The organism is Aquimarina acroporae, from assembly GCF_023195925.1.
GTDB classification, from domain to species: Bacteria; Bacteroidota; Bacteroidia; order Flavobacteriales; family Flavobacteriaceae; genus Aquimarina; species Aquimarina acroporae.
Genome location: NZ_JALPRE010000003.1, coordinates 647,163 through 672,472, shown reverse-complemented (window position 1 = coordinate 672,472; position 25,310 = coordinate 647,163). Strand labels below are relative to the sequence as shown.

Annotated in this window: 17 protein-coding genes; all 17 read right to left on the bottom strand. The window is 34.5% G+C overall.

All coding sequences use genetic code 11. From position 1 onward, the window contains the following. Positions 1-14: 14 nt before the first annotated feature. The 17 genes from M0D21_RS07345 to M0D21_RS07265 all read right to left on the bottom strand — a co-directional run bounded on the left by M0D21_RS07345 (position 15) and on the right by M0D21_RS07265 (position 25,148). Positions 15-1,253: a hypothetical protein gene (locus M0D21_RS07345; RefSeq protein ID WP_248327913.1), complete on the bottom strand. Its 1,239-nt coding sequence runs from the start codon at positions 1,251-1,253 to the stop codon at positions 15-17. 81 nt (positions 1,254-1,334) lie between these two features. After that, positions 1,335-1,934 (bottom strand): DUF4255 domain-containing protein, encoded by a 600-nt coding sequence (locus M0D21_RS07340; RefSeq protein ID WP_248327911.1) that lies wholly within the window; start codon positions 1,932-1,934, stop codon positions 1,335-1,337. Positions 1,935-2,285: 351 nt separating this feature from the next. After that, positions 2,286-2,702 carry a DUF2452 domain-containing protein gene (locus M0D21_RS07335; protein WP_248327909.1) on the bottom strand — a complete coding sequence of 139 codons (417 nt, stop codon included), beginning with the start codon at positions 2,700-2,702 and terminating at the stop codon, positions 2,286-2,288. A 57-nt stretch (positions 2,703-2,759) separates the two neighbouring features. Further along, positions 2,760-3,044 carry a TIGR03643 family protein gene (locus tag M0D21_RS07330; RefSeq protein ID WP_248327907.1) on the bottom strand — a complete coding sequence of 95 codons (285 nt, stop codon included), beginning with the start codon at positions 3,042-3,044 and terminating at the stop codon, positions 2,760-2,762. Further along, the gene (locus tag M0D21_RS07325) at positions 3,041-4,531 is read right to left on the bottom strand and encodes a cryptochrome/deoxyribodipyrimidine photo-lyase family protein (RefSeq protein ID WP_248327905.1); all 1,491 of its coding nucleotides are present in this window, start codon (positions 4,529-4,531) and stop codon (positions 3,041-3,043) included. Before M0D21_RS07325 ends, M0D21_RS07330 begins: the two co-directional genes overlap by 4 nt. Beyond that, positions 4,521-6,053 carry a cryptochrome/photolyase family protein gene (locus M0D21_RS07320; protein WP_248327903.1) on the bottom strand — a complete coding sequence of 511 codons (1,533 nt, stop codon included), beginning with the start codon at positions 6,051-6,053 and terminating at the stop codon, positions 4,521-4,523. Before M0D21_RS07320 ends, M0D21_RS07325 begins: the two co-directional genes overlap by 11 nt. A gap of 3 nt (positions 6,054-6,056) precedes the next feature. Next, positions 6,057-7,358 carry a DASH family cryptochrome gene (locus M0D21_RS07315; protein WP_248327901.1) on the bottom strand — a complete coding sequence of 434 codons (1,302 nt, stop codon included), beginning with the start codon at positions 7,356-7,358 and terminating at the stop codon, positions 6,057-6,059. Then, positions 7,351-7,494 (bottom strand): DUF2256 domain-containing protein, encoded by a 144-nt coding sequence (locus M0D21_RS07310; RefSeq protein ID WP_248327899.1) that lies wholly within the window; start codon positions 7,492-7,494, stop codon positions 7,351-7,353. The genes M0D21_RS07315 and M0D21_RS07310 overlap by 8 nt, the downstream gene beginning before the upstream one ends. A gap of 78 nt (positions 7,495-7,572) precedes the next feature. Further along, positions 7,573-8,214 (bottom strand): ligase-associated DNA damage response endonuclease PdeM, encoded by a 642-nt coding sequence (gene pdeM / locus M0D21_RS07305; RefSeq protein ID WP_248327897.1) that lies wholly within the window; start codon positions 8,212-8,214, stop codon positions 7,573-7,575. Positions 8,215-8,220: 6 nt separating this feature from the next. Further along, positions 8,221-10,683 carry a ligase-associated DNA damage response DEXH box helicase gene (locus M0D21_RS07300; RefSeq protein ID WP_248327895.1) on the bottom strand — a complete coding sequence of 821 codons (2,463 nt, stop codon included), beginning with the start codon at positions 10,681-10,683 and terminating at the stop codon, positions 8,221-8,223. Next, positions 10,676-12,301 (bottom strand): ATP-dependent DNA ligase, encoded by a 1,626-nt coding sequence (locus M0D21_RS07295; RefSeq protein WP_248327893.1) that lies wholly within the window; start codon positions 12,299-12,301, stop codon positions 10,676-10,678. Before M0D21_RS07295 ends, M0D21_RS07300 begins: the two co-directional genes overlap by 8 nt. Next, on the bottom strand, positions 12,298-13,323 hold the full coding sequence (locus M0D21_RS07290; protein WP_248327891.1) for a ligase-associated DNA damage response exonuclease: 1,026 nt from the start codon (positions 13,321-13,323) through the stop codon (positions 12,298-12,300). The genes M0D21_RS07295 and M0D21_RS07290 overlap by 4 nt, the downstream gene beginning before the upstream one ends. Before the next feature lie 13 nt (positions 13,324-13,336). Next, on the bottom strand, positions 13,337-13,750 hold the full coding sequence (locus M0D21_RS07285; RefSeq protein ID WP_248327889.1) for a hypothetical protein: 414 nt from the start codon (positions 13,748-13,750) through the stop codon (positions 13,337-13,339). A 5-nt stretch (positions 13,751-13,755) separates the two neighbouring features. Then, entirely contained in the window at positions 13,756-14,553 is a 798-nt protein-coding gene (locus M0D21_RS07280) for an SGNH/GDSL hydrolase family protein (RefSeq protein WP_248327887.1), read from the bottom strand. Between the two features lie 30 nt (positions 14,554-14,583). Then, positions 14,584-14,754 (bottom strand): Lacal_2735 family protein, encoded by a 171-nt coding sequence (locus M0D21_RS07275; RefSeq protein WP_248327885.1) that lies wholly within the window; start codon positions 14,752-14,754, stop codon positions 14,584-14,586. Positions 14,755-14,776: 22 nt separating this feature from the next. Beyond that, positions 14,777-15,475 (bottom strand): GTP cyclohydrolase I FolE, encoded by a 699-nt coding sequence (gene folE / locus M0D21_RS07270; protein WP_248327883.1) that lies wholly within the window; start codon positions 15,473-15,475, stop codon positions 14,777-14,779. Between the two features lie 283 nt (positions 15,476-15,758). Next, positions 15,759-25,148: a Tc toxin subunit A-related protein gene (locus M0D21_RS07265; RefSeq protein WP_248327880.1), complete on the bottom strand. Its 9,390-nt coding sequence runs from the start codon at positions 25,146-25,148 to the stop codon at positions 15,759-15,761. Positions 25,149-25,310: the final 162 nt, after the last annotated feature.

The following is a 25,310-nucleotide window of genomic DNA, read 5'->3' as shown; positions in this document are numbered from 1 at the left end:
GATTTTAATTGTTTTTATAAATTCAAAAAAGTTTCGCTTATTAAATACTTGTTTTCGTCATCGGATAGGGATAAATTTCTATATCCCGGGACCTTGGTCTTTTTCAATGTTTCCGATCCATTATAGGCTACCGATATGGTATCAATAGCTTTTTCATTCATTCTTACTGGTAATTTGCTTTGAAATACATTTCCGCCGAGATTATCAAAATTTATAACCCCATCGTCGTCAGTAATATTTGTTACTTTGTTGGTTCGGCATACGTACTTTAACATATACTGTGCAGGTGCAAATCGAATTTTATATTGGCGAGTAGCAATTTCGGTATTGGCTGGAGTTACCGTATAAAATGTACCATCTTCCTTAATAAACCGATAATTTTCTGAAACTGCTAAATGATCGTTATGTATGTTTATCAGCCCTAAATAAGGTTTCCAATCATTCTCTAATCTGAAATACAGAAATTCTTCTTGTGCGTTTATAGTTACTCTGTAAATCCCTTCTGAAAAAGGCTTATTATCAGTGTTATAAAAATTCAATAGTACTCGTTCGATATTAGCTCCAGAAGGATTCTCTGATAATCCGATTACAGTTTCTTTAATTTCAATATCAAACTGCTTGCTTACAATGTTATATTGAAAATATTTGATGATTATTTCTGAAGAAGGAGTTTGCACCGTAATTTCTTTTTCTGGGCCAGTAAATTGCAAGCTTGTCGCTTGAGATATGTAGCTCACTTTCTCTAGTTGTCGAAATTGACTTGTATCATTGAGATTTCCCGAATTAGCATTTACTTTTTTAAGGCATTCAAAAGCAGTATTTGCACCGTTTCTAACAATATCATTGTAGAAATATTCTTGGGTAACATCGAAGATTGGTAATTTCTCGTTTAAATACAATGTATTCTCTACCGATTTATCATTACCGTCTACTATAGAGTTTGCATTGCTGAAATACAGTTTGTTGTTGTAAGGATCCTTTGTCTCAAAATTGGTTATTGTTGAAAAATCGAACCCAACAATCTCGAGAAAAAACTGAAGCTTAAAATCATTAGCCACTTTTAATGAAGGATTCGAACTATCTAATTGTTTAATGAGTACATATAAGGTATTGTCAAGAAACTTAGCTACCATTCCTGCTCCCCTAAGAATTTCTTTAGTAGCCGTGGTAGGCACGATACGAAGTACTTGTGGTTTTGATACCGAAAAATAATCGTGCTCTATTTCAATAGTAAATAAAGTTGCGTATTTCATTGGTCGATGTAATACCTTATGGTTTTAAAAGTTTTGACAATGTTTTTGAAGCATCTATTAGGACTTCAAATCAAAATGCAGTTACGTTTTTAGAACTCCAGCAATTGCACTTTTTTGCATCTGTATCTCAGTAATTAAACTGCCCTCATGGGTTTTCTCTTCATCGGCAATAGTTATCAGTTTCATTTTATATAGCACAGATGGAAGATATTTTCCTCCCAGAGTACTCCATAAATGGTTGATCTGCTCAAAATTCATGGTATACAGTTCGAGATGTAATTTTTCTATATTTTCATCGAGCGTGGGGAATTCTGCACTTGTAAAAAAATTGGTACTCTGAAAACATTGAATAACATTTGAAATTCTACTTAAAGCTGTAGTATATGTACTTAGGTTAACCGAAAACAGTACATATAAGTTTACCAGAATTTTAGGGTTACTTTTTATCACCCGATCTCCTTGTCTATAGATACCATCTGGGTTTTTTGATATCCTATCTTCTTCAATATTAACCAAGGTTATTACCACACCAGAACTTTCTTCTTCTTCGGTAGTTTCGGTACCATCTACTATTTTGGCAATATTACCTAATACGGCATATTTCTGCGTTGACGGACCGAGCAATCCTTGAAAATAGAGATTAGTCTGATCCTCAATAAAAGACAATGCTTTATTGATCATAGTACTTAAAAAATAAAAAATAATTGGGGTAATTATAGAAACAAGACACCTTATAAATTCGAAAAAGAGGGCTTTCGAATTCAAGTTAAATTCCTCAATATTCACAAAAACATTTACTGTTTTTCGTCCAAGAATATCTTCATAATTCGAGAATAAAATTATAATTTAACGTTTCCGAAGACAAGGGGTAAATCCCCCTAAAAGGTAGGAGCAAATGACTAATTCTATTTTTTGGACATAAAATCGCAAACGAAAACGAACTTAGAACATCGCTTTAACACCAGCAAAAATGGGGAAGAAATAGATTTAGTAAATTAAAAAAACTAATCGACTGAATTTATAATGTACTCCTTAAAATTCGGTATCGACTTGGATTCGAATCCACATTTTATCCGCATTCAAACGGAAGCTTCCTAAATATTCAAAAGAACATTCGTTTGGAGCTATAATAGATAAAAAAGGATTTTCATTTTTATTTTTATACAAATGATACACTTCACCAACCACTGGTTCAAAAGTAAATTTGGCACTATACACCAAGTTATTATACTCAAATTCTTCTATCAAGGCATCATACTCTGCTTTAAGTTCATCATACTTGGCTTTGATTTGTTTGTTTACTTTATGAATATTCGCGTTTTTCCACGCAACAGTATCATTGGTGGTAATTGCTGGAGCTCCAAGATCGGTAGCATAAGGTTTTAGAGCAGCATCATAGCTATCATTGTCTTCGTTATAAACTATATGATCTGGTTTTTTCTTTTTCACGGTTGTAAATTTATGCACTCTTACAGATTGCAAATTACTAATTCTTATTTACGCTTCCTACTTGCGTTTAGATATCTTGTTATGCGTAATATGTCTTTGTCTACTACATTTAAATCTTCCGTCTTCAAAGACTCTCTTTTTAAGATGTTTGGTTTTTCTACCTTGAACTCTTTTACGCCACATTCTAAAACTCGAAGCCTTCATTTCTTTGCGCATAAGTTCTATCACCTCCTGTTCTTTTAGCCCAAATTGAAATAAAATAGCATCAAAAGGAGTTCTATCTTCCCATGCCATTTCTACAATTCTGTCTATATCTCTTTCTGAAAACCTTTTATTTGTCATTTTAACTTTTTTCTATTAGGTAATGTATGTTTCTTAAGAATACGAACGCCTTCTTCCTTAACCACTGGATCATCAATCATTTTCCATAATATATCACTTGCTTTTTTACGTGTACTTTGCGCATTTACAATTGGGTATGGGTAATCTTCACCAAGGACAAAATCATTAAACTTTTGATCTAGTACTGTCATCTTGTAGGGTTCATGTATAAATTCTATAGGAATATTACGTAATTCTGGTATCCATTTTTTGATAAATTCCCCATCAGGATCATGAGAGATACTATTTCTCACCGGATTATATACTCGTAACATATTAATCCCTGTTTCACCAGCTTGCATCTGCAATTGGGGGAAATGAATTCCCGGTTCAAAATCTAAAAACAAACTGGAAAGGTACGCACTTGCGTCTTGCCAAGGCTGCCAAAGATTATGCGTAAAAAAGGAAACCACCAATGCCCGCATTCTAAAGTTCAAGTACCCTGTTTCTTTTAAACACCTCATACAAGCATCTACTAATGGATATCCGGTTTTACCTTCTCGCCAAGCTAATTGATACGCCTCAGAAACCTTTTTTTTCAATTTATGATACCCTTTGTTGATACTTTCAAATTCCATAATATCCTCCATTTCAAATTTTTGAACAAAGTGAATTTGCCAATGTAATCGGGAGGTAAAAGCGTCTATTTGCTTTTTATTACCCGAAACTTGCCTGAACTCTCTGGCATATTGTATCACTTGTCGCACCGACAAATTTCCCCATGCTAAATATGGTGATAAGCGGCTACACCCTTTTCTCGATAAATCTGGCTTTGAAATATGAAAACTATAGTTTTTATAACGGCCTTTATGGAAGAACGAGCTCAAATATTTTCTGGCCATAGTAGTTCCTCCCTTTTGAAACTTATCAATATCTGGAGTGGTTAAATCTTCGACAGTGAAAACACTTTCTACTTTTTTAAGGGTTTCTTTTTGAATAAAATCAGCCTTTTCAAATTCATATGTAAATTGAGGTCGAATCATGTAATTTTCGCACTCTTCTCTCCAGTTACTTCTATTTCTTAACCCTCTTATAATACCATTATTGCCATTTTCTTGCCAATTAATGAGGTTATTTTTACAAAAGATTTTGAACGCTTTATCTCTTTCATACGTTTTCTTAATACCCGTTTCCTGATGTGAAAACACAGTATCAATTTTCCAAAACTGCTGTAGCGTTCTAAATGTCTGTACTACCTCAGACCGTACCGCTAATACTTTTGTGTTATGTGTTGTTAATTGTTTATCTAAATCTTGTATTGACTGTTTTATAAAATTCCAATGACGTTCACTATAATGAACATCTTCTATTAAAGAATTTTCAAAAACATATAAAAAAAGTACAGGATTATCCCTACCAACCGCATTATATATGGCTTCGTTATCTTGCAATCGCAGGTCTCTTTTAAACCAGACAATATTAATATGTTGCTTATCATTAATAATCATTGGGGCTATTTATGATCTTGTTTGCTCTTTCTTTTAGCTTTTGCAACTTATCTCTATCCATCTTATCGAGTAGGTTAAGCATCATTCGCATACGTTGGTTAGATTCAAAATAAGAGCGTTTATCATCTAAAAAATTCCAATACAAAGCGTTAAACGGACACGCATCTTCTTCTGTCTTTTTAGTAACACTGTAGGCACAACCTTTACAATAGTTACTCATTTTATTGATATAACTACCACTAGAAACATAAGGTTTTGTTGCAACCACACCTCCATCTGCAAACTGACTCATCCCACGAGTATTTGTAATCTCTACCCATTCGATAGCATCTATATAAATACCCAAATACCATTCATCTACTTCATCGGGCTGAGTTTGAGTTAATAATGCATAATTACCTGTAACCATCAATCTTTGGATATGGTGTGCATATGCATGATCTAAACTCTGTTTAATTGCATGATGTAAGCAATTCATTTTGGTATCGGCGGTCCAGTAGAAATCTGGAAGAGGATTCGTGTTTTCTAAATGATTAGCAATTTGATATTCTGGCATTTTTGCCCAGTAAATTCCCCTCATATATTCTCTCCAACCTAAAATTTGTCGTACAAAACCTTCTACTTGAGAAATATCAATTTCCTCTTTGTGAGCACGCCAATAAGATACCACTGTTTTTATAACTTCTTTGGGATGTAATATTTTGCTATTCATAGCATAAGAGAGACGACTATGAAATAAAAAAACCTCATTACTGTGCATAGCATCTTGGTAGTCTCCAAAGTGCTTAAGAAGATTTCTACAAAAATAATTGAGCATAGCTAATGCATCTTCTCTACTTACCGGCCAATTAAAGTTTTGTACATCAATATTACCTATAGTTTGCACACCTTCTTTTTTAATCATACTTACCACTTCAGTAACTTTAAAATGGTACTTCTTTTCCTCAGGTATTTTAGGTTCTCCTGTCCATTTTTTTCGATTAGAATGATCAAAGTTCCATTTCCCCCCTTCGGGATTTTTAGGATCTAGCATCATAATATCATATCTTTTTCGCATATGCCGATAAAAGTATTCCATGATATACTGCTTTTTACCCTTAAAAAAGTCTGATAAATCTGAGCGTGATGTTAAAAAATGTTCGGTATCAAAAGCTTCGCTTTTAATATCTAATTTATCACAAAAACTTTTTAATTGTTGATCTAATCTATACTCATCTGGTAATTGATATTCAAATTTTCTTATTCCCTTATCTTTTATTATTTGTTGAAGATTAATTATTAAATCTTGTGCGTTATTTTCCTCATCCAACTGATAATAAATCACAGAAAATCCTTGTTCTTTTAACCATTCAGAAAAATTGCGCATGCTTAAAAAGAAAGCAACAACTTTTTGGATATGGTGTCTGGTATAATCGGTTTCCTGACGCATCTCTGCCAAAAAGTAGTATGTATCAGACTCGTTATTCTCATACCAAGAATGCTGTCTATTAAGTTGATCACCAAGAATAAGTCGTAAAGTCATAGTTTAAAATAAAGTAGGTTGCAGCCACATATTCTGATATTTTTGATTTGGGTCATATCGCTCAGATTGCAGTTTTATATTGAATTTTCTGTCTCTCGGGTCGTTACCGACACCTGCTACATATTGCCAATTCCCGTAATTGCTATGTACATCGTAGTCTAACAGCATAGATTCGAAATATGCCGCTCCAATTCTCCAATCCAGATGTAATTCTTTGGCAAAAAAAGATGCTACATTTTGTCTCCCTCGATTACTCATCCAACCTGTATACTTTAGTTCTAGCATGTTGGCATTAACAAATGGTTCTTTAGTTTCTCCATGAATCCAACGTTTTACGAGTGATTCATTTTTTTTCCATTCATATTTCTTGTCTAAAATCCCTTCAATTTTAAACAAATAGTTTCCATGTTTAAGTGAAACGTACTTAAAAAAATCGCGCCAAATAAGCTCGAAAATCAACCAATAGGTAGACTCATTTTTGGTGATTTCTTTTTCGTACTTTTTTATTTCCCAGTAGATTGTTCTCGGTGAAATACTACCATTGGCTAACCAAGCAGAGAATTTGGAACTATAGTCTTTACCAATAAGTCCATTTCTGGTTTTTTTGTAATAAGAAAGCTTTTGACTGTCCCACAGATATTCTGCTACTCTACTTAAGGCCTTGTCTTCCCCTCCACCGAATAGAAAAGCGGATCTCGAATCTATAGTAAATTCTTCATATCCCAAATCTGATAACAAAGGAATTTGAGTAGGGTTATCTATGTTGTGCTGGGCTAAACTCTTCTGAATCTTAAATTCAGGCCGAACCGATGTATATTTTTCACACTTTTTTCTAAAGTTGGTAAAAACTTGAGGGATTTGGCTCAATTCGAATGGAACATCATCGGGATGAAATAAAAACTGATCATAGTGTTCTTTCCATACTATGGTAAATCTTTCAATCGATTTTTTGACCGATAAAGAAATTTCTTCTTCTTCCTGAGTCCATTCTTTTTGTAAGTACACACTAGAAATATCATAATCCTCAAAGAACTGAGGCATTACATCTTCAGGGTGTTGTCTATATACAAATAACGGTATATTAAGCTTATCCAAATTATTTTTCAGCTGTTTCACCGTTTCTAACAAAAACTTCGCGCGAAATTTTTCGGTCTTTCTAAATCCAAATTTGTCGGGTTCAAAATAACGCGGATCAAAAAAGTAAATCGCTATCACAGTGTCATTTTCTAAAACAGCTCTATATAATGATTCATTATCCTGAACTCGTAGATCATTTCTAAACCAAACTAATCCTGTACTACCCATCTTTTGTTTTTTTATTCCTTCTACATCTTTCACTACAATACTTTACCTCATCCCATACTTTTTCCCACTTTTTTCGCCAGGTAAAAGGTCTTCCACATGTAACACAAATTTTTGTTGGGTGGGGCTTTCTTCTCATAAAGATAGTATTTGTTTAACAAATTTACTAAATAGCTAAACAAAATATTATACCTCTATATAAACTTTAACAAATGGGTTAAGGTATTTGAATCACTTCGTCTTCTGTAATCACAAAAACTTCATCTTCTAACTTCGGATTCAAAATATGCTTTCCAGTAAAGACTCCAAATGCGGGTAGAATCATTTGATGTGTTTGTTTAAAGAAACAAGGAACCGTGAGAGATTGCTTTCCTTCTCCCTTTAACCGAACACCTGGATGAATATGGCCTGAGATATTGAACATTCCTTCTCTACTTTCTGGGTGATGGGTAAGTAGAACAGACCCTAAACTCCATTCATCGCTAATGTGAATATTTAACTCTTCATATTTCACAGGAGAGATAACATCGTGATTACCACTAATCAAAACTATCTTGGCTTCAACAGTTTGTATCCAATTAGAAAACATATTCCATTCCTGATTAACATAGCTATGAAACAAATCTCCTAAAAAGCAAATTACGGCAGGCTTGAAATACAAAATTACCTGATCTAGTTTATCAAAATTTTGAGTTATTGCACCTTGAGGAACTGCACTACCATATTTTCTAAAATGGGTAACCTTACCTAAGTGTACATCTGCGATTAATAGCATATTAAACTCATGCCAGTATACACCTCCGCTAGGATGCAATTCAAAAGTCTGTCGATAACAATATGTAGTTTTAGTCTTGGTCAATAAGTATCAAGGTTTTTCTAATTGTATAGTCATTTTTTTAATACGGTCTGCCAGTTTTTCTGATGATAATTTTTCTCTCAAACGATCTGTAATTATAGGGAACGAAAATGGAGTGGGTTGTTTACAATGCCTCCATACAATATCCTGTTGTTCAATTCTCTCGAGAGCCTGTTGCAATCTACCTTCTTCCAGTTGATGCTCAAAAGTTTCTGTAAACGCTTGTTGAAAAAGTAAATTATCTGATTCATAATCTCGAAATACATTAAAAAACAATTGAGAACTTGATTGCAAATGTTTACTCTTTATCAACTTATCTGGATATCCTGTAAAAACAAGACCTGAAATAACTGCAACATCTCGAAACTTGCGCCTTGCCATCTCTGTAGCATTCAAACTTTTTCTTAAATCATCATGCAAAAATTGAGTACTAAAAAGATCATTATCTAGCACCTCTTGCATATCTATTTCCTGGTCTGATAGTAATTCGAAACCATAATCGTTAAAAGCTAAAGAAAAAGAAATTGGCAAAAGTAAACTAATTCTATAAGCCAACAAGCTAGCCAAAGCTTCATGAACAAACCGACCTTCAAAAGGATAAAAAATAGCATGGTATCCTTCTCGCGTTTTAAACGTTTCAATTAAAAATTGACTAGAATTAGGTACAATACTCTCCTTACGTTGCCTCTCAAAAATAGGTTGTAATGCCTTTAATTCTTTAGATTTCTTATCTTCTTCATTTGCAGCATATAACTCTTCTCTAATAAGATCACTCATTTCTGAAGAAAAGCTCATTCTCCCACCCATCCAACTAGGTACTTTTGCTTTTTTTTGTTTTGATTTTTTAACCAGAACCTGCATATTTTTCACCTTAAAAAGCTCTAGGTTTCTTCCTGCAAAGGTAAATACATCTCCCGGTTTGAGTTTTGAGATAAACCATTCTTCTATAGACCCAAGGTATCCCCCTTTCAAATATTTTACCGTCATTACTGCATCGCTCACAATAGTTCCTATTTGCAATCGATGTCTCATCGCAACTCCTCTGCTTTTTACTTTAAACTTTCCATCATCCTCGATCTCAACTTTTTTGTATTCATCATATGCCTGCAGACTTTGAGCGCCTATGGTTATAAAATTAAGAATCCACCTATATTGTTCTGAAGTTATAGCCTGAAAACAAAACGTACGTTTAATTTCTTCAAAAATTTCTTCAGGATAAAAACCATTCGAAACAGCAAGTGTAATGAGATACTGTACCAGAACATCAAAACTGTTTAAAAAAGGCATTCTATCTTCCACTTGATTACTCAACACTGCGTTTTGTAAAGCAGAAGCTTCTATTAGTTCTATAGCGTGAGTGGGTAAAAAATAGATAACACTTTCTTTTCCAGGCTGATGACCACTTCGCCCTGCTCTTTGCATAAATCGTGCAACACCCTTCGGGCCTCCAATTTGAATTATGGTTTCTACAGGAGCAAAATCTACACCTAGATCAAGACTCGAAGTACATACCACTGCTTTAAGCGTTTCGTCACGAATAGCATGTTCGACCCATATTCTGGTCTCTTTATTTATGCTCCCATGGTGCATTGCAATTTCGCCAGCAAATTCAGGATATTTTTCTAATATTTTTTGAAACCAAATTTCACATTGAGCACGAGTATTGGTAAAAATCAATGTAGTTTTACTTTGATGTATTATAGGAATTACATACTCTAAAAGATGTAAACCTAAATGTCCTCTCCACGGAAAAGTCTCCATCGTATCAGGCAAAACAGACTTTACTTTTATTTTCTTTTTAATATTTGCTCGAATTAATACAGAATTTTGAAGATGAGTATTGTTTTGCCCTAACAAAACTTCTTGTGCTTGCTCCAAATTACCAATTGTTGCAGAGATACCCCAGATACGTAGACTTAATGACACTGTTTTCAATCTTGAAAGGGCAAGTTCCATCTGTACTCCACGTTTACTACCTAAAAGTTCGTGCCATTCATCTATCACAATTGAGGTTACATCTTTAAACATAGTATCATACCCTTTTGACGCTAACAAAAGTTGTAAACTCTCTGGAGTCGTAATTAACAAATCGGGCATATTTCTTTTTTGAGCAGCTCTTTCTTTTTGCTCAGTATCGCCGGTTCTAATACCAACAGTTAGCGGCACTCCTATGCCTTCTGCAAAGCGCTCTGTTGCTTGTTTAATTTCAATAGAAAGGGCTTTAAGAGGTGTTATCCAAATAGCTTTTAATCCTTTTTTATGCTTTGATTTATACTCTGGGTTTCTTTTGATGTATTCTAAAACGATTGCTCCCCATAATGCATAAGTTTTTCCACTTCCTGTAGGTGCGTTGAGTAAACCATGTTTTCCTTGCAAAAAGGCTGTCCATGTTTGTTTTTGAAACGCAAAAGGTTGCCAACCTTGTTGTTGAAACCAATCTATGGCTATTTGCTGAAGTTCCTTTCTATTCATGTAATTTTTCTTTGGAAGGAATCATTGCTTTTAAATCTTCTAGGGTGTTTGCATCCTGTATTTTTTTATCCTGACGCCAACGTAAGATACGCGGAAATCTTGTTGCTATTCCACTTTTATGTCTTTTGGAGAGCGCTATACCTTCGAAAGCTATTTCAAAGACCAACTCTGGGGTAACACTTCTAACAGGTCCAAAACGCTCTAAAGTGTTTTTTTTGATCCAAGCATCTACTTTTCTAAATTCAGCATCGGTTAATCCAGAATACGCTTTAGCAAAAGTGACTAATTCTTTATGCTTATCATCCCAAAGGGCAAAAGTATAGTCGGTAAATAAATTGGATCTTCTACCATGCCCTCTCATGGCATAGGTTAATACAGCATCAATAGTTAAAGGATCTACTTTCCATTTCCACCAATCTCCTTTTTTTCTTCCTACCAAATATGGAGAACCCTTTCTTTTTAACATCAAGCCTTCACTTCGTTTTTCACGAGCTTTATTTCTTTCTAGTGTTACCTGTTCCCAGGAATCAAAATACATTTTTTCAGATAATTGTAGTGGTGTGGCTTTCTCGATTCTTGAATTAGATAAATCTTGAACCAACTCTTCAAGTATTGCTCGACGTTCTTGAAATTTAAGATCACGAATATCTTTTCCTTCCCACTCTAATAGGTCATAAGCTCTTAATACAACAGGAGTTTTGGCAAGTAAAGCTTTAGAAACTGTTTTTCTCCCTATTCGAGTTTGCAAATCATTGAATGTTCCTATTACCCCTTCAGAAAATGGTAAAATCTCGCCATCAATAACGGTTCCATTAGGGACATAATTCACAAATTCATGAAATTCAGGATATTTATCGCTCACTAATTCTTCACCTCGACTCCAAACAAAAATATTACCATCTCTAATAATGACCTGTGCCCTAATACCATCCCATTTATGTTCTACACTCCATTCGGTAACATCTCCTAACTTTTCAATCTCTTCTTCTACAGCATATGCAAGATAAAAAGGGTACGGTTTAGACAAAAAGTCTGAGGGTTTCTCTTCAATAACCAGATCATGAAATGAAATCGTATTTGGATCCCAATTACCCATTAATTTGAAAGCCAAAACATCTTCATCAATTTGTGTAGCTTTTGCCAAAGCTTTGGTCATTAACTTTTGGCTTACCCCTATTCGGAAACCACCTGTGATGAACTTAACAAACACAAATCTTTCATAATAGTTTAATTCTTTAAGATTGTCTAGTAGATACTCTTTCTTTTCTGCTTCTTCCTTCTTTTTAAGATCAATTATTTCTTTTAAGAATTGCGTTAAACTTTTTTCGGTTTCTGTTTGAGAATTGGGAATAACCAGTGCTATAGTTTCTGCCAAATCTCCCACTATATGATACGATTCTTCGAACAACCAAAGTGGGATATTCGAGAGTTCTGAGGCCCACGACCGTAATAGCGTTGTGTTTATTGGTCTAGGGGGACGACGATGAGACAAAATAGCAATAGTCCAAACCTTATCTGTATCGGGAGCCTCTTTAAAATAAGTAGCCAACGCTTCAACTTTTACATTGGTTTTATTGGTACTATCCAATTTTTTAATCAAACTAGCAAATCGCTTCAAGTGTTCACCTCACTTTCTTTTTTTGTTTCTAATTCGGCCAATTCGCCTTCAAACTGAGTTTTCTCAGTTCTAGCGTCATATCCCAGTTCTCTTAAATACCTTGAAAAGATATCTGTATACCCATGTGTACTGATTATTTTTTCTGCTCCAGTAGCTTTAATTGCGGTAAGTAAACCTTGCCAGTCACAATGATCCGAAAGTACAAATCCCTTATCGATAGCTCTTCTTCTTCTTGCTCCTCTAAAGGTCATCCAACCACTTGCCGAGGCTGTTTCGTAAGGCACCATTTTACGAATCCATGTGCTTCCATGCGCACTTGGCGGTGCTACGACAATACTTCCTTTTAGCTCTTCTTTGGTGATAGAAGCTGTTATTAGAGTTGTTTCTGGTAACTCTACCAAAGGACGTATTACATTGGTCATATTTTCTATGGCTCCGTGGGTAAATATCTTCCCTATCGAAGTATCAAGGTGTTTCAATAATCTTTGCGCTTTCCCAAGCGAATATCCGAAAAGGATAGATGTTTTGCCTTCTTCTCTATTTGAGGACCACCATGAATTAATGTCTTCAAAAACCTCGTGCTGAGGGATCCAACGAAACGCAGGTAAACCAAAAGTACATTCGGTAATAAAAGTATGACAAGTAACAGGCTCATAGGGAGCAGAAATACCATCATCTTCAATTTTGTAATCTCCTGTAAAAACCCAGATTTCTCCCTTATGTTCGACTCTAACTTGAGAACTTCCTACAATATGGCCAGCTGGATGAAAAGAAAATTTAACGTTATTGATAATAAAAGTTTCTCGGTAATCTTTTCCAGTTACATTTATATCCCCTAACCGATGTTTTATGATGGGGACATTGGTATGATGAGTAATATATTGTTGATGCCCCCAACGACTATGATCTGCATGACCATGAGTGATAATAGCTTTTTTGACTTTTCGCCAGGGATCTATATATACATCTGCTGCTTCACAATAAATTCCATTTTCATTAAAGACCAGCAGCGGTGTTTTCATGTGATAGATTATTTTAAATTAATGCATTGAGCAGATTTGCCACAAAAACAGCAGTAACCAACGATGTGCGTAACCAATTCTTATGAATTAGACCATCTAAAATAGTTTCGCCTATTCCCCCAAAGGATATTTGATTATGCATAGGTACAAATTGAAAAAAGGTCGACATCCATACTAGGGTTATTAGTAATAATACTATTAGACTGAATAGATTGAATTCTGTAAAAACCTGAACAATAGCCAAGCTTAGTTGCCCTATCATCAAAGGCATTACAACATATGCGATTCTAGTTACATATTTTTTATGCCACATTTTTAAACCTTCTTTTTCATAGAATTTGAAACTTGGATATATAACAAGCTGAACCAACCATATAAGAACTAACATCCCAAAATCAAAAACTAATCTAAAAGTTTCGATATTCATAGTTCTTATTGCAATTGTTTTTTAATTTTAGTTTTTATTTCTTCATTACTCATCATAAAATCTGAAACATCTTTGGCCCAAGTTTGATAAGTAAGTTTAGATGGATGAACTCCATCACTAAAAAAATCTGAAGGGTGTGCCGATACGTTCATTTTTTCCATCCAGTCTTTTAGTGTTATCGTTTGGGCGTGATAAAACACATTTTCAAAGTTTATAACAACCTCTTCAAGTTCTTGGCCTAGAATTTCGACGAGATTACCTATAATAAACTTAATGAGCCAGGTAAATGCAGGGAACTCTTTTATTGGAGGCATGTTAGTAAAAATAATAATTCCATTTGTAAATTTGCCTCTTAATTCTTTAATAAGTTGAATGATATGAAACCCCCATCTTTTTGGGTGATTAAGAGTAAAAGCATCATTTCCTCCTAAACCTATAACAATAATATCGACCTCTTTCTCTTCTATTTTCGGAATTAATTTATGTACTACTTTTTTAGCAGTATAACCACTTTTAGCATAAACCTTCCATCTTATATTTGTTTGAAATCTTGTGGCTAACTCTCTAGCCATTGCCCCTGTAAAACCTTCATTATGTGTATCTACTCCAACGCCTGCAATTGTACTTTCTCCAATCGATATAAGCCTAAGTTCTCTGTTAGCACCTTTGTTAATTAGTCCTTCATTACCTTTTGCTTCTGGTAAAGAAGGAACCCTTTTCCTTATTAACTTTCCTTGAAAATAAAGAATTGGCAAGAGAGGAACCGACAGTATCACTCCCAAAATATATTTTATAGTATTCATACTGAACTAATGCAAGTAGATGCTAGAGGATCAATTAGAATTTAACGACTCAATTTGTTTTAAAACATCTTCGGCTTCGGCATATTTCTTGTCGCTTTCAGAACGATTAACTGTAGACAATTCGTGCCATTGTTTCATTAATTTCTCATATTTCTTTTGTAAAACTTCTTCTTGAGTTTTTTTCTTGAATAGACCAAACATAATAGATATTTTAGAACGTTAGTTAGCTGTTTAAATAATTTTGTAATTCTGCTATTTTTTCGGGCGTATCAAAAGCACCTCCATAATATGTTGTAACCGTCGCAGAAGTATCATCTTTAATTCCTCTTGAAGACACACACAGATGTTTTGCATCTATGATTACAGCTATATCTTCAGTATCCAAAATTTTAGACAACTCCATTGCTATTTGATTTGTTAACCGTTCTTGTACTTGTGGACGCTTCGCATAGTATTGTACTATTCGATTTAATTTTGATAACCCAATAACTTTCCCTGATGAGATATAAGCCACATGTGCCTTACCAATTATTGGAACGAAATGATGTTCACAATTTGAGTAAAATGTTATATTTTTCTCTACTAGCATTTGTCGATATTGATATTTATTATCGAATAATGCCACCTTAGGTTTATTTTTTGGATTTAATCCTGAAAAAATTTCATCGATATACATTTTGGCTACTCTTTCTGGAGTCCCGCGAAGCGAGTCATCGGTAAGATCAAGTCCCATGGTATTCATGATTTCTGCAAACAACTCTGCAATACGAACTTTTTTATCTTCATCAGACATATCAAAAGCATCAGCTTTCATTGGAGTTTCTATTCCTGTAAATAAATGATCATCTCCTATTTCTTCAAATGTAAATCCGTTTAAAGTATTTCCGTTGGTAGTTAATAAAGTGGTGTCTTCAAATTTCATAGCAATTTTTTGTTTATGTAGTATCTCAAACATTTGATCAAACAAAGTTTTTGGATACATTTTTTTTATTTCTAATACTTTTTAAGGTTATCTATTTGATTCAGCGTACTTCAAATCTACAAAAATGTTTAACTATTAACATAAAACATTAAACAATAATTAACATACTGCTATAAGTTTTATTGATACTGCCAACCTGTTTGAGATCTAACACATAAAAAACCCAGTATTCTTAAGAATACTGGGTAAAAACTATGCTAAAGCGAAGGGCTTTGCTACAATTTTATATCAAAGTTCTATAGTTTAAATACAGATACACATCTTTTATTTTATGATCATCCAGGGCTGAAGGATCAGAAGGAACGCTGATTTCCGGAGCCAAATCACCTGCACTGTTTATTGTCAAATCTACCCTTAAAGTCTCATGAACTGGCAAGAAATTGGTAAACGTGTTAGCATCTAGATCAGCTTCATATACTCCGTTCGAATTATTAAAATGAGTAATCGTTGTAGGTATCGTGCCATTACTATCTATACTCATTCCTACATTTATAGGAGTTGGAATTACAATATCTCCATCATCATCTCTAAATCCATTTTCGTCAATCTCCAAAATTAACTTAGCACTCTCAATTTCTAATCTTTTTCCTTGAAGAAATAATGGAAAGTGTTTCTCACTAAGTTCTAAAGGTACAGTTTCTCCTTCTTCGCTATGCAACAAACGATGAAATGTCTGAGAGAACTCTTGACGTATACTAAATACTCGTTGTAATATAAAGTCTTCTTCTCCTTGCAAGAGCGTATCTAATCTACCCAAAACTCCTTCATCACCTTCGACCTCTTCTCGAAACTGCGTATCATAATCTGCAGTGTAGCTAATATGTAAAATGGCATCATTGATCGTTGCATAATCAAAAGGTCTAAACTTTTTTGGTAACTCCAATTGCCAAGTGCTCTCTACTGCACCAGCACCTTCAAATGGCATGTATCGTTCATCTCTAAAATCTAATCTAAATACTCCGCTATCATTTTGCGCTGTGCTTGTCGCTACCGTAGTTGATCTAGAGGCTGGCACCAATGACAGGGATCCTTCGTCTAATTTTGCTTCTTTACGAATATAACTGCTTTTTAAAGTTAAAGTAACACTCACATTACTATACGGCCCTGTTATACAAGGAATTGTTAACCTTGCCGATTTAATCTTACGACGGTATTGCCCGGGATAAAACAGGTCAAAGTATAACTCAGGAACTGTAAACTCACAAATTCCAGTTTCCTTAAGTTGTAACAATGCGCTAGGATTTATTTGTGTAAGTGAAAACGCCTGATCAATTTCCATACTTCGCGTATTGGTTTCCATATACCTTAGCTCCATACTTCTTAAAGCATTCATTAATTTTTCTCCAGATAATAATCCAGCACGAGAATTATTCCAATAACTTCCATTTAAAAGTACAGTTGTATCATCATTACGCTCGAAGCGATAGGCGCGTTCTGCCATTCGCGCAATGGTCATCGCATTTTGATATGCTTCTCTATACAATCGTTGCAATTGACTAGATAACCACGTGTACAGCCCCAGGTTGGTAAACCTATCTCTATAAAACTCATAGGTCTCCTGCAATTGTTCTATACTTTTTTCGTGAAGTTCTCTAGATTTTATAGAGATGTCACGTCTTATCGTAGCTGCTTCTATTTGTTTCTCTATTTCCTTGAGTTCGTTTTCAGCTTGTTTCAGACTAAATTGCCAACCTTGCTCTCGTCTTTTCTTTGCTGCCATCATTCCAAGCAAATCAGCACCTCTACTGGCAGCCCCTGCCAAATATTGTAGAACAGAAGCAAATACTTGTCCTCCATCTGCTACTCCTGAAGTAGGGGTACTATTACTAAATCCTATTATTTTTGGAGCAAACTGAAAGCCAGAGGAAACAATCATAGGAATTACTGAGAACTCAGTTAATATATATGAGGTAATTTTCAAATCATTCTGCCATTGTTCTTCTCCTATCCTTCCAGTAGTAATAAGATTTTGGTAATAATCTCGTCTTGAAGTAATTGTAATCTCTCTTTTACGTAATCCTTCTAAACTAGTTTCTGCTGCTTTTACTTCCATATCTCTTAATCTAGAAGTCATTTTCAAAATTTCATCCTGTTGACTTAATCGCAATAAAGTTAACTCCTCTGCGCTCTTCTTTTCTAAAGCTCCTAATAAAGCTCCACCAAAAGATTGTAAAGCACCTGCGTATTCTTTAGCTTTTGCCAGTAAAAAGGCAAATCGATAAGGAGGAAGGTCTCCATTTATAGAATTTAAAATATCACTTAGTGACAAACCAGCAGCTTTGGCTCGAACTAATAATCTTGGATCAATTTCTGGAGCAAAAAGAGGGATTTGTCTACGTACTCCACTTATATTTAAACAGTTCCTTATTTTAAACAAACGATCATCTACTCTATCCCAATACACTAGTAAATCTGGATTCGGCGGGATACAAAATAAACAGGTTTGTTTTAGGAAGCTGGTATGAAAGGATATAAGATCAAATAAATTTTTAAACCTTTCTTTCCAATAAAACCCGTCAAATGGGAGATCTCTATCTATTTCAAAATCGATATTTACATCTCCTACAAAAGAAGGGCCATCTAAACCTAAAATTGCATTCTCAGAGGTATTTGAATTATTCGAAGTAGCATATACCACTGCAGTTGTAAAATACTCTGACAACCATTGTTCATTCTGAAATATCCGGGAAGGAGTTGGGATTATAAAATTATCTTCTGGAGCGGTAGGTCTTTCTGATTCATTTTGAGTATTACTTTCTAGATTATTTAAGAAACTTCTACAAGTACTACCATTCATTCTTCGATACAGTTGCTCATATGTCTGATCTTCGCTAACTTTTTCACAGTCTCCCAATTCTACCGGCTTTTTCCCCAGAATTTCACAAGCTAACATATAAAGTAAGGTTGCTTCATTAATAGATTCCATAGTATCTTGAGCAAATAAATGATCTCCCCAATCAAGTAAATTATCAATATACTTCATAGTAATTGACTTCATATAGGCTCCTAAGCGTAATCTTGCTATAGCATGAGGATTAAAAGGATCATTTTTATATACATTTACTGCCTGTTGATCGTTAAGACGTTCTTTCCAATTTTGTAAGGTATGATCTCTAAACTCAATAAATTGCCATACCCGATCGGCCATTCGCTTTTTTCTTTCTATGGGATCTGTAATTGCTTCTATATCTTCAGGTATTTTGTTTGAAGTTGGGTCAAAAATATAATGGTACCAACGTTGGGCATCCTCAAATTTTTTCTGACTGTTTAAATGATTTGCAATCAAAAAAGGAATATGAAAAAAGATTTCTCTGAAGTAGGTTCCCATAAAGCCTTTAGTAAATAGAATACTTGCTCCTTCTCCATCTAACGTATCATTCCAAATAGCATCTAAATTTAAAGTAGCTTTTATTGGCTCCTCTACTAATTCATCTCTTTGATAATCAATTGCCATAAAACCATCGATACCCGAGCTAAACAATTGTCTTGACATTTTTTGAACAAGTGTGGTTCCTAATCTCTTTACAGCATAAGGTTTCCAATGTCTATCACAATGCACATATAATAAATCATTATTAGTAAGAACCAATACATCTGATAAACTTCCATTCACAGGAATTACCTGTATCGGTTTTTCATCAAATTCAACTAGATCTGCCTCTTTAAGAGAATACAGGAAGTCATTTTCTAATGAAAATGAAGACCAAAAATACTTAAAGGCATAGCTTGAAGTTGGGGAATACCAGTATCCAATTTTTGTTTCTTCCTTAAGTAAACGTTTAACCGCAATTGAAGGGGTGTAACTGTCTATTCGTCTTAAACTCTCCCCTCTTTCACCTGTAAAAAGAACTATTGTATGATTCATAAGTTCATTAGCCAAAGTAAGGTTTCCAGTTCTTTCATCAATAGAAGGAAATATTCGTACCCAATCCCAATCTTGTTTGGTATAATTCTCATTTAAACTAGTTCCGGTACTCTCTGAAACTATTAGGCTATCTACTTTTAATCCTTCGATCTCTTCAAAAAGTATGGTTCTTGGTGTTTCCCAAGCATCATCTAACCTTAAATAAGTATATTTTATTTTATATATATGCTTATATTCTGCTTGATTACTTTCTTCCCACTCTGATTCTGGTAGTGGTCTTGTACTAATTTCACTCCAAAAAAGATACAATCTTTCATTATAAATTATAGGAGAAATAATTCCTGTAGGAATTTGAAGTTGAAGTTTTTTCCACGAATCTGAAGTTACACTAACTGAGGAAAAATTTTGCTGTGATTTATAAATATTTCTTACGGTTCGATAATAATATTCTTTTGCTTCACCATTACTGACTCCAAAAACATGTAATGTATCTTTATTCCCCTCTAAATCATGATATGCTCCAGCAATTTTCAGATTCGAAATTTCTTCAAACCCCTTCATATATTTACCATAAGCATCGAGTGCATTTTGAGCGGTAATTTCTTTTTGTAATAATTCAGATTCGAGGTCTCTAAACAACTCTGTTTTATTATCTCTTAAATCGGGTTCTATATAATTTTCTGGGTACAAAAATACTTTTCGATTGGCTTCCCAGACACGGTAGTTCTTCCTCCATTCCCATTGATCTAAAGGAATATCTGTAGGTGAAACATAATGTAGTGGTTCTCCAGAGTCTTCAACAATCTCTTCGGTTTGCTCCAAATTCATTAAGCATCGTTGTATATATAACTGTAAACTTGATATTCCTGCCACTACCCTAGAGGTTCTTGCACATCCTTCAAGCTCTGTATCGATTAAAAAATAGTTGTATAAATCTTTGGTAGTTTTAAACCAATGACCGTCATCAGTTAGATTAGAACGATACGTATTCATAAGATAATCTGTGAGTGCATCTCGCTTGAGTTCACGAATTTCATCTTCAAAAGGACCTATTTTTTCCTGCCATGCTTCTTCGGTGTCGTATTTGGTTCTTATAGCAGTAACTAAAGCTTTTACGGCTATTTTAAGATCATTAAATTCATTCGAAATACATAACGGCAAAGCTTCGGCTCCAATTCCCAAAAATTGAACAAGACCTATCACCTTAATGAATTTATGTAAAGCTTTTATTCCTAGATTTATGTTAACTCCACTTTCTACGGCAATTGGAAATAAACCCGAACTACTCATCGTTTGATTAAGGTTACTTACTATACTGGGATCCAACCCTAATAAAGATGCCAACTCATCATATATTGTATCTTGAAAGGCAGGTTGAGGAAGGTCATAATTGTATACCGAAAGCACAGTATTAATTTCTTGAGTGTTATCGTTAAAATTTACAAGTAATTTTCGATATGATTCTATCTGTTGCAAAAGAGATATTGTTGGTTCCCGATAATCTACTGGAATTCGTATTTGAAATAGTTGTGTATGATCTCCAGATTGCATTCTAACAAACTCAATGGTATCTGGAGTAAATTTGGAGTCTTTAAACCAAATTGAAAGTCTTTGTAATACGTTTACTAAAGCCATTAAAGTCGTTAAATCCTGCGTCCCCTGAGCTATTTGAGTAAGTTGATTGGTAAGAGATACTTCCAGTAAGTTATATCCTCCCAACCTTGATAAAGCCATTATTTTATCTGAGGAAATTTCAAGTTGATCTTCTAGCAAATTAGATATGATGCTACTTACATGTTTACCTAATACTATTTCCTGAGCTTCGGTAATGGGTAAAGGAATATCTCCCGGAACATTAATCATTGTGGAGACATCAAAATCAGGATGTAACCAATACAGCGTATCGTCTTCTATAGCTTCAAAAAGTGATGCATTGGCTGTGATAATCGTTCTTGATTGTGCTAGATCAAGTGTGCCTGTCCCTACCAATGTTCGATCGGATAGTTCTGGTGCTCCTGGCAATATATATCTAGCTATATTTTCAACTAAATTACCATACAAAGTTTGTTGTTCGCCCAAAGAAAGATCAGACCATATAGTAGACGGTATGGTAATATTAATTGTTGAAGGATCATTTAACACAGTAGGATTTATTTCATAATCTGCCGTACCCGATACTGGAGTAAAAATGGCATCGGTATTTGCATTTAAAATTGCTTGCGAATCTGCTTCTGATAATCCTTCAATTAAAGATAATATCCCATTACTAATTGTCGAGGTACCATTTAAGATTTGTACTGAAATAAGATTTAAAATAGACCCAATAACCCGTATTCTTTGTTCAACAGATAATCTATCTAAAATCTCTGAAGGAATATTAATATTAAACGTTTCTGGTATATGTGTTATCGCAGACATTTGATATCTTCTTAAATCTGCTGGAACCATACTTGAAGGGTTGGCCTCTACAATCGCTCTAGACTGGGATTCTGAAATTCCTTCAAAATAAGAGAATAAGGTATCCCTAAATAGTAGACTTTGGTCCTCTTGAATTTGTTCCCAGATATCATGAGACATTTCTTCTGGGGTTGACATCAAAGTATTTTCCATGAGGGGTTCTTCTATAATAAAACTCAATTCCTCAGGACTGTATTTGCTTTCTTTTTGCCAGTTTAATATAGTTAGTAACACTTGTATATCGTCTATATCTTGCAAATAACCAGCGGTCAAATGGTCCGATATACGAATAAAGAAAAATAATTCATCTACGGTTAATCTCAACTTGTTTACCAGCAGGGCATGACGGTATAGTATTGATAAATTCTCAACATTAATTTCAAAAGATCCAACAGGTGCATCGGCAGCTAATCCATTTTGTAAGGGTTCCTGTAAATATTGGATCAGGCTAAACAATTGTTCATTATCTACTCTTAAACCTGCAAGAAGACGATGTAACACCGTTGTTTCTTCAGTAGTACTTACTCCTGTACTTCGGTAAGAAGGGTGCTGAAATAGCAGAACTTCACGCGTTAAATCACTAGGTACCCAGCGATCAGTTTCTTCTTTCACAAAAGCAGGAAGGTTAAATAATAGATCAAAAAACGAAGGATCACCTCCAACTGATATTTGTCGAATTAATGCACACAACTGATCGACCTCGATTTTAAACTCTTTTTGCAATTGTACCACCTGTACAATTTTTTCAGGGAATAGTTCATGTACAATACTCGCAGGGTTAGCAAATGAAAAATGAATATTTTCAATGACTTTATCTAATTCGATAATCGACCAGTCTAATTGTTTCCATAATCGAACAAAACGGTGCATCCTATCTAAATGCGCTATTGTAAGATGATGTATTTTTTCTATTGTAATCTGAAGATTGTCATTTTCATACTCTCCAATAATTTCAATTTCTTGAAATAAAATTCTGGTTCTTGGATTCACAAAATAGGTTTGAATCAATTGTGCAAACTCTTCCCTATCTATACCTATTATACCTAAAATGTCTTGAACATTTACCGGATTTATGGAGTTATCTTCATTAATATCCACCTTGTATAAGCGTTCCAAAAATTCATGATTTACATCTTCCCCTACATGATCCCGTGCCTTATCTTCCAATAACAATTGATATTCTCGTGCGGAAAGTTCTAAAAACGATTGTGGTAAAATTGGAGCATCATGAGGTACATTTTCTAACAATGTCTTTGCTAAAGAGTGTCTTGACATAGGGAAATGTTCCAAATAGATTTCCAGTTCTTTCAATGGCAAATTAAATGGCTGTTTAAAACTATCGATCATAAGGGGATCTGCACCAATAAAACTTAGTAGCTCATATACTGAATTTTCTATTTCTGTTCGATCGGGTAGAGAGGCAACATCATCATGAGTTTCAGCATAAATAAAGTTTTCTAGCAGCTCATTTATAATAGTTAAATACGGAATTAACTCATGGGTATTATTGCAGTTTAAAATGAGTGCGCTCCATAAGTCTGGGCGTCTCCTACGTGGACTTATTATAGGTCCATCTGCCGAATCAGGAAAATGCGCATCCATAACATGATGTTGCAAGAATGTCATCAAATCCATGAAATACGCTACCGGACTAATGATAGAAGCACAATGTTTACATTTACAATGATCGGTTTCTCCAAAAAACTCTTCATATCCATTAATACGTCGTAGATATCCATCTACATCTGTACTTATATTATCGATCATGCTGCCTCCCAAAGGATTATTGATCTGATCTAAGATGTTTCCCAAAGCTATGTTTACACCTAAGCTTTCGTTACGAGCATTCTCATAATATCTTCTTGCCAAAGGCTCATCAAGACTGGTGGTCTCTAAAAACTCAGGAAAACTAACTCCTACTATTTCATTGGCAGATCTATAGTTAGTCTTAAGCTGTAATGCATGAGTTGCATCTCCGGTAATTTTATATAAGCGCTTGTTAGATTTAAGCGTATCAATAATAGTTTGTTGTTGTGTATCAGAAAAATTACCAAAACTTATATGTTGCCAATCATCACTATCTTCATCAAAATTCATTTGCAAGAAGTTAAAAGAGGTATTGGTTTCATAAAACTGTTCCATAAGATCTCGTACTCCTGTTTCCTCTAAAACTCTACTTCTTGCCCTAAATACTTGATTTGGATATAAGGTTTCTATCAACTTTTGTTTGCGTTGTGCTCGTGTCTCGATCAAGGCATCATCATCACTATTTGCGTTTCGTATAATATTTACCCAATCATTAACTTCGAGAGGAGCCAACTCTTCGATAGATTGTAACCCTATATTATTATAATTCTTAATGGCATTAGAGAGTTCTATATCTTCACTGGCAACAGCATACACATTGGCATTCAACAATAACACTTCTCCTTGTTCTTTACTAAAAACACCATTGTCTATTAGATTTGTAATCGTTTCTGGAGTTATGGTCGAAACCTGCAGATTGTAAGAAACCAAAGTAGTAGAAAGTTGATCATCAAAATTGGCTAGTGTACTTATCTGATATACCTTGGCGTGTTGCAGTTCTTTTTGCAGGAATACATTCTGTCGTATAGGTGTTTTTGGCTGAATGAGTGCATTCAGGTTTTCTGTCCCATCCCAACTTTGTATATGCAATACACCTTCATTCTTACTTTCCTCATCAAGTTTGCTGTGTTCTATAATGTTACCTACATATTCTTTGACAGCATTTTCATGTTCCAATTCAGAAAAATTTATAGCTTTTACAAACTCTTGCACACCCTCACTACTCTTGTTAAAGAAATCTTGCACCTCTTGGCTAATGTGACGTAGTGCTTTTTGGGTGATTGTTTGGTATACCTTTGGTTGTGTTTTAGCTAAATTTTCTGGGGTTTCTTGTTGATAAGTTAAAAGCTCAAGTACTTCCTCTTTTACAAGCTCAGGGGGAGTTTGTGGTGAGGTATTCACCTTTATAGTGATGGTGATTTTTTTAGGCTTTTTACCTACATTCCAAAGTACATTTTTACGAGTATCTTGAAGCAATTGATCTCCATCAAAAACTTTGAAAAACAAATCTGGTTTACGATCGAAAAAGAGTTCACTAAAGTATTTCTTAGTAAAGGAAAAGGAAAATGCTCCTGTATCGTCACTTATGGTACTCCCTACCAAATCATCACAGATTAAATCTTTGTCCCAGGCCTCTACTCTTAGCCCAGATAAGGGTGCTTTGTGTTGATTTACCAGTTGCCCAGTTATTACAAATGTTTGCATGATTTCTAATTTTTTGTTTGTACTTTTTTTATTGTTTTTGCAATTATTTGATGGCGCTTATCACCACACAGATTTCACTTCTATGCAATTGGGATTTACGTTATAAATGGGGAAGGGTATCATGACTCCAAATGAGTTTTGGAGTCATGATTGTTAGGGTTT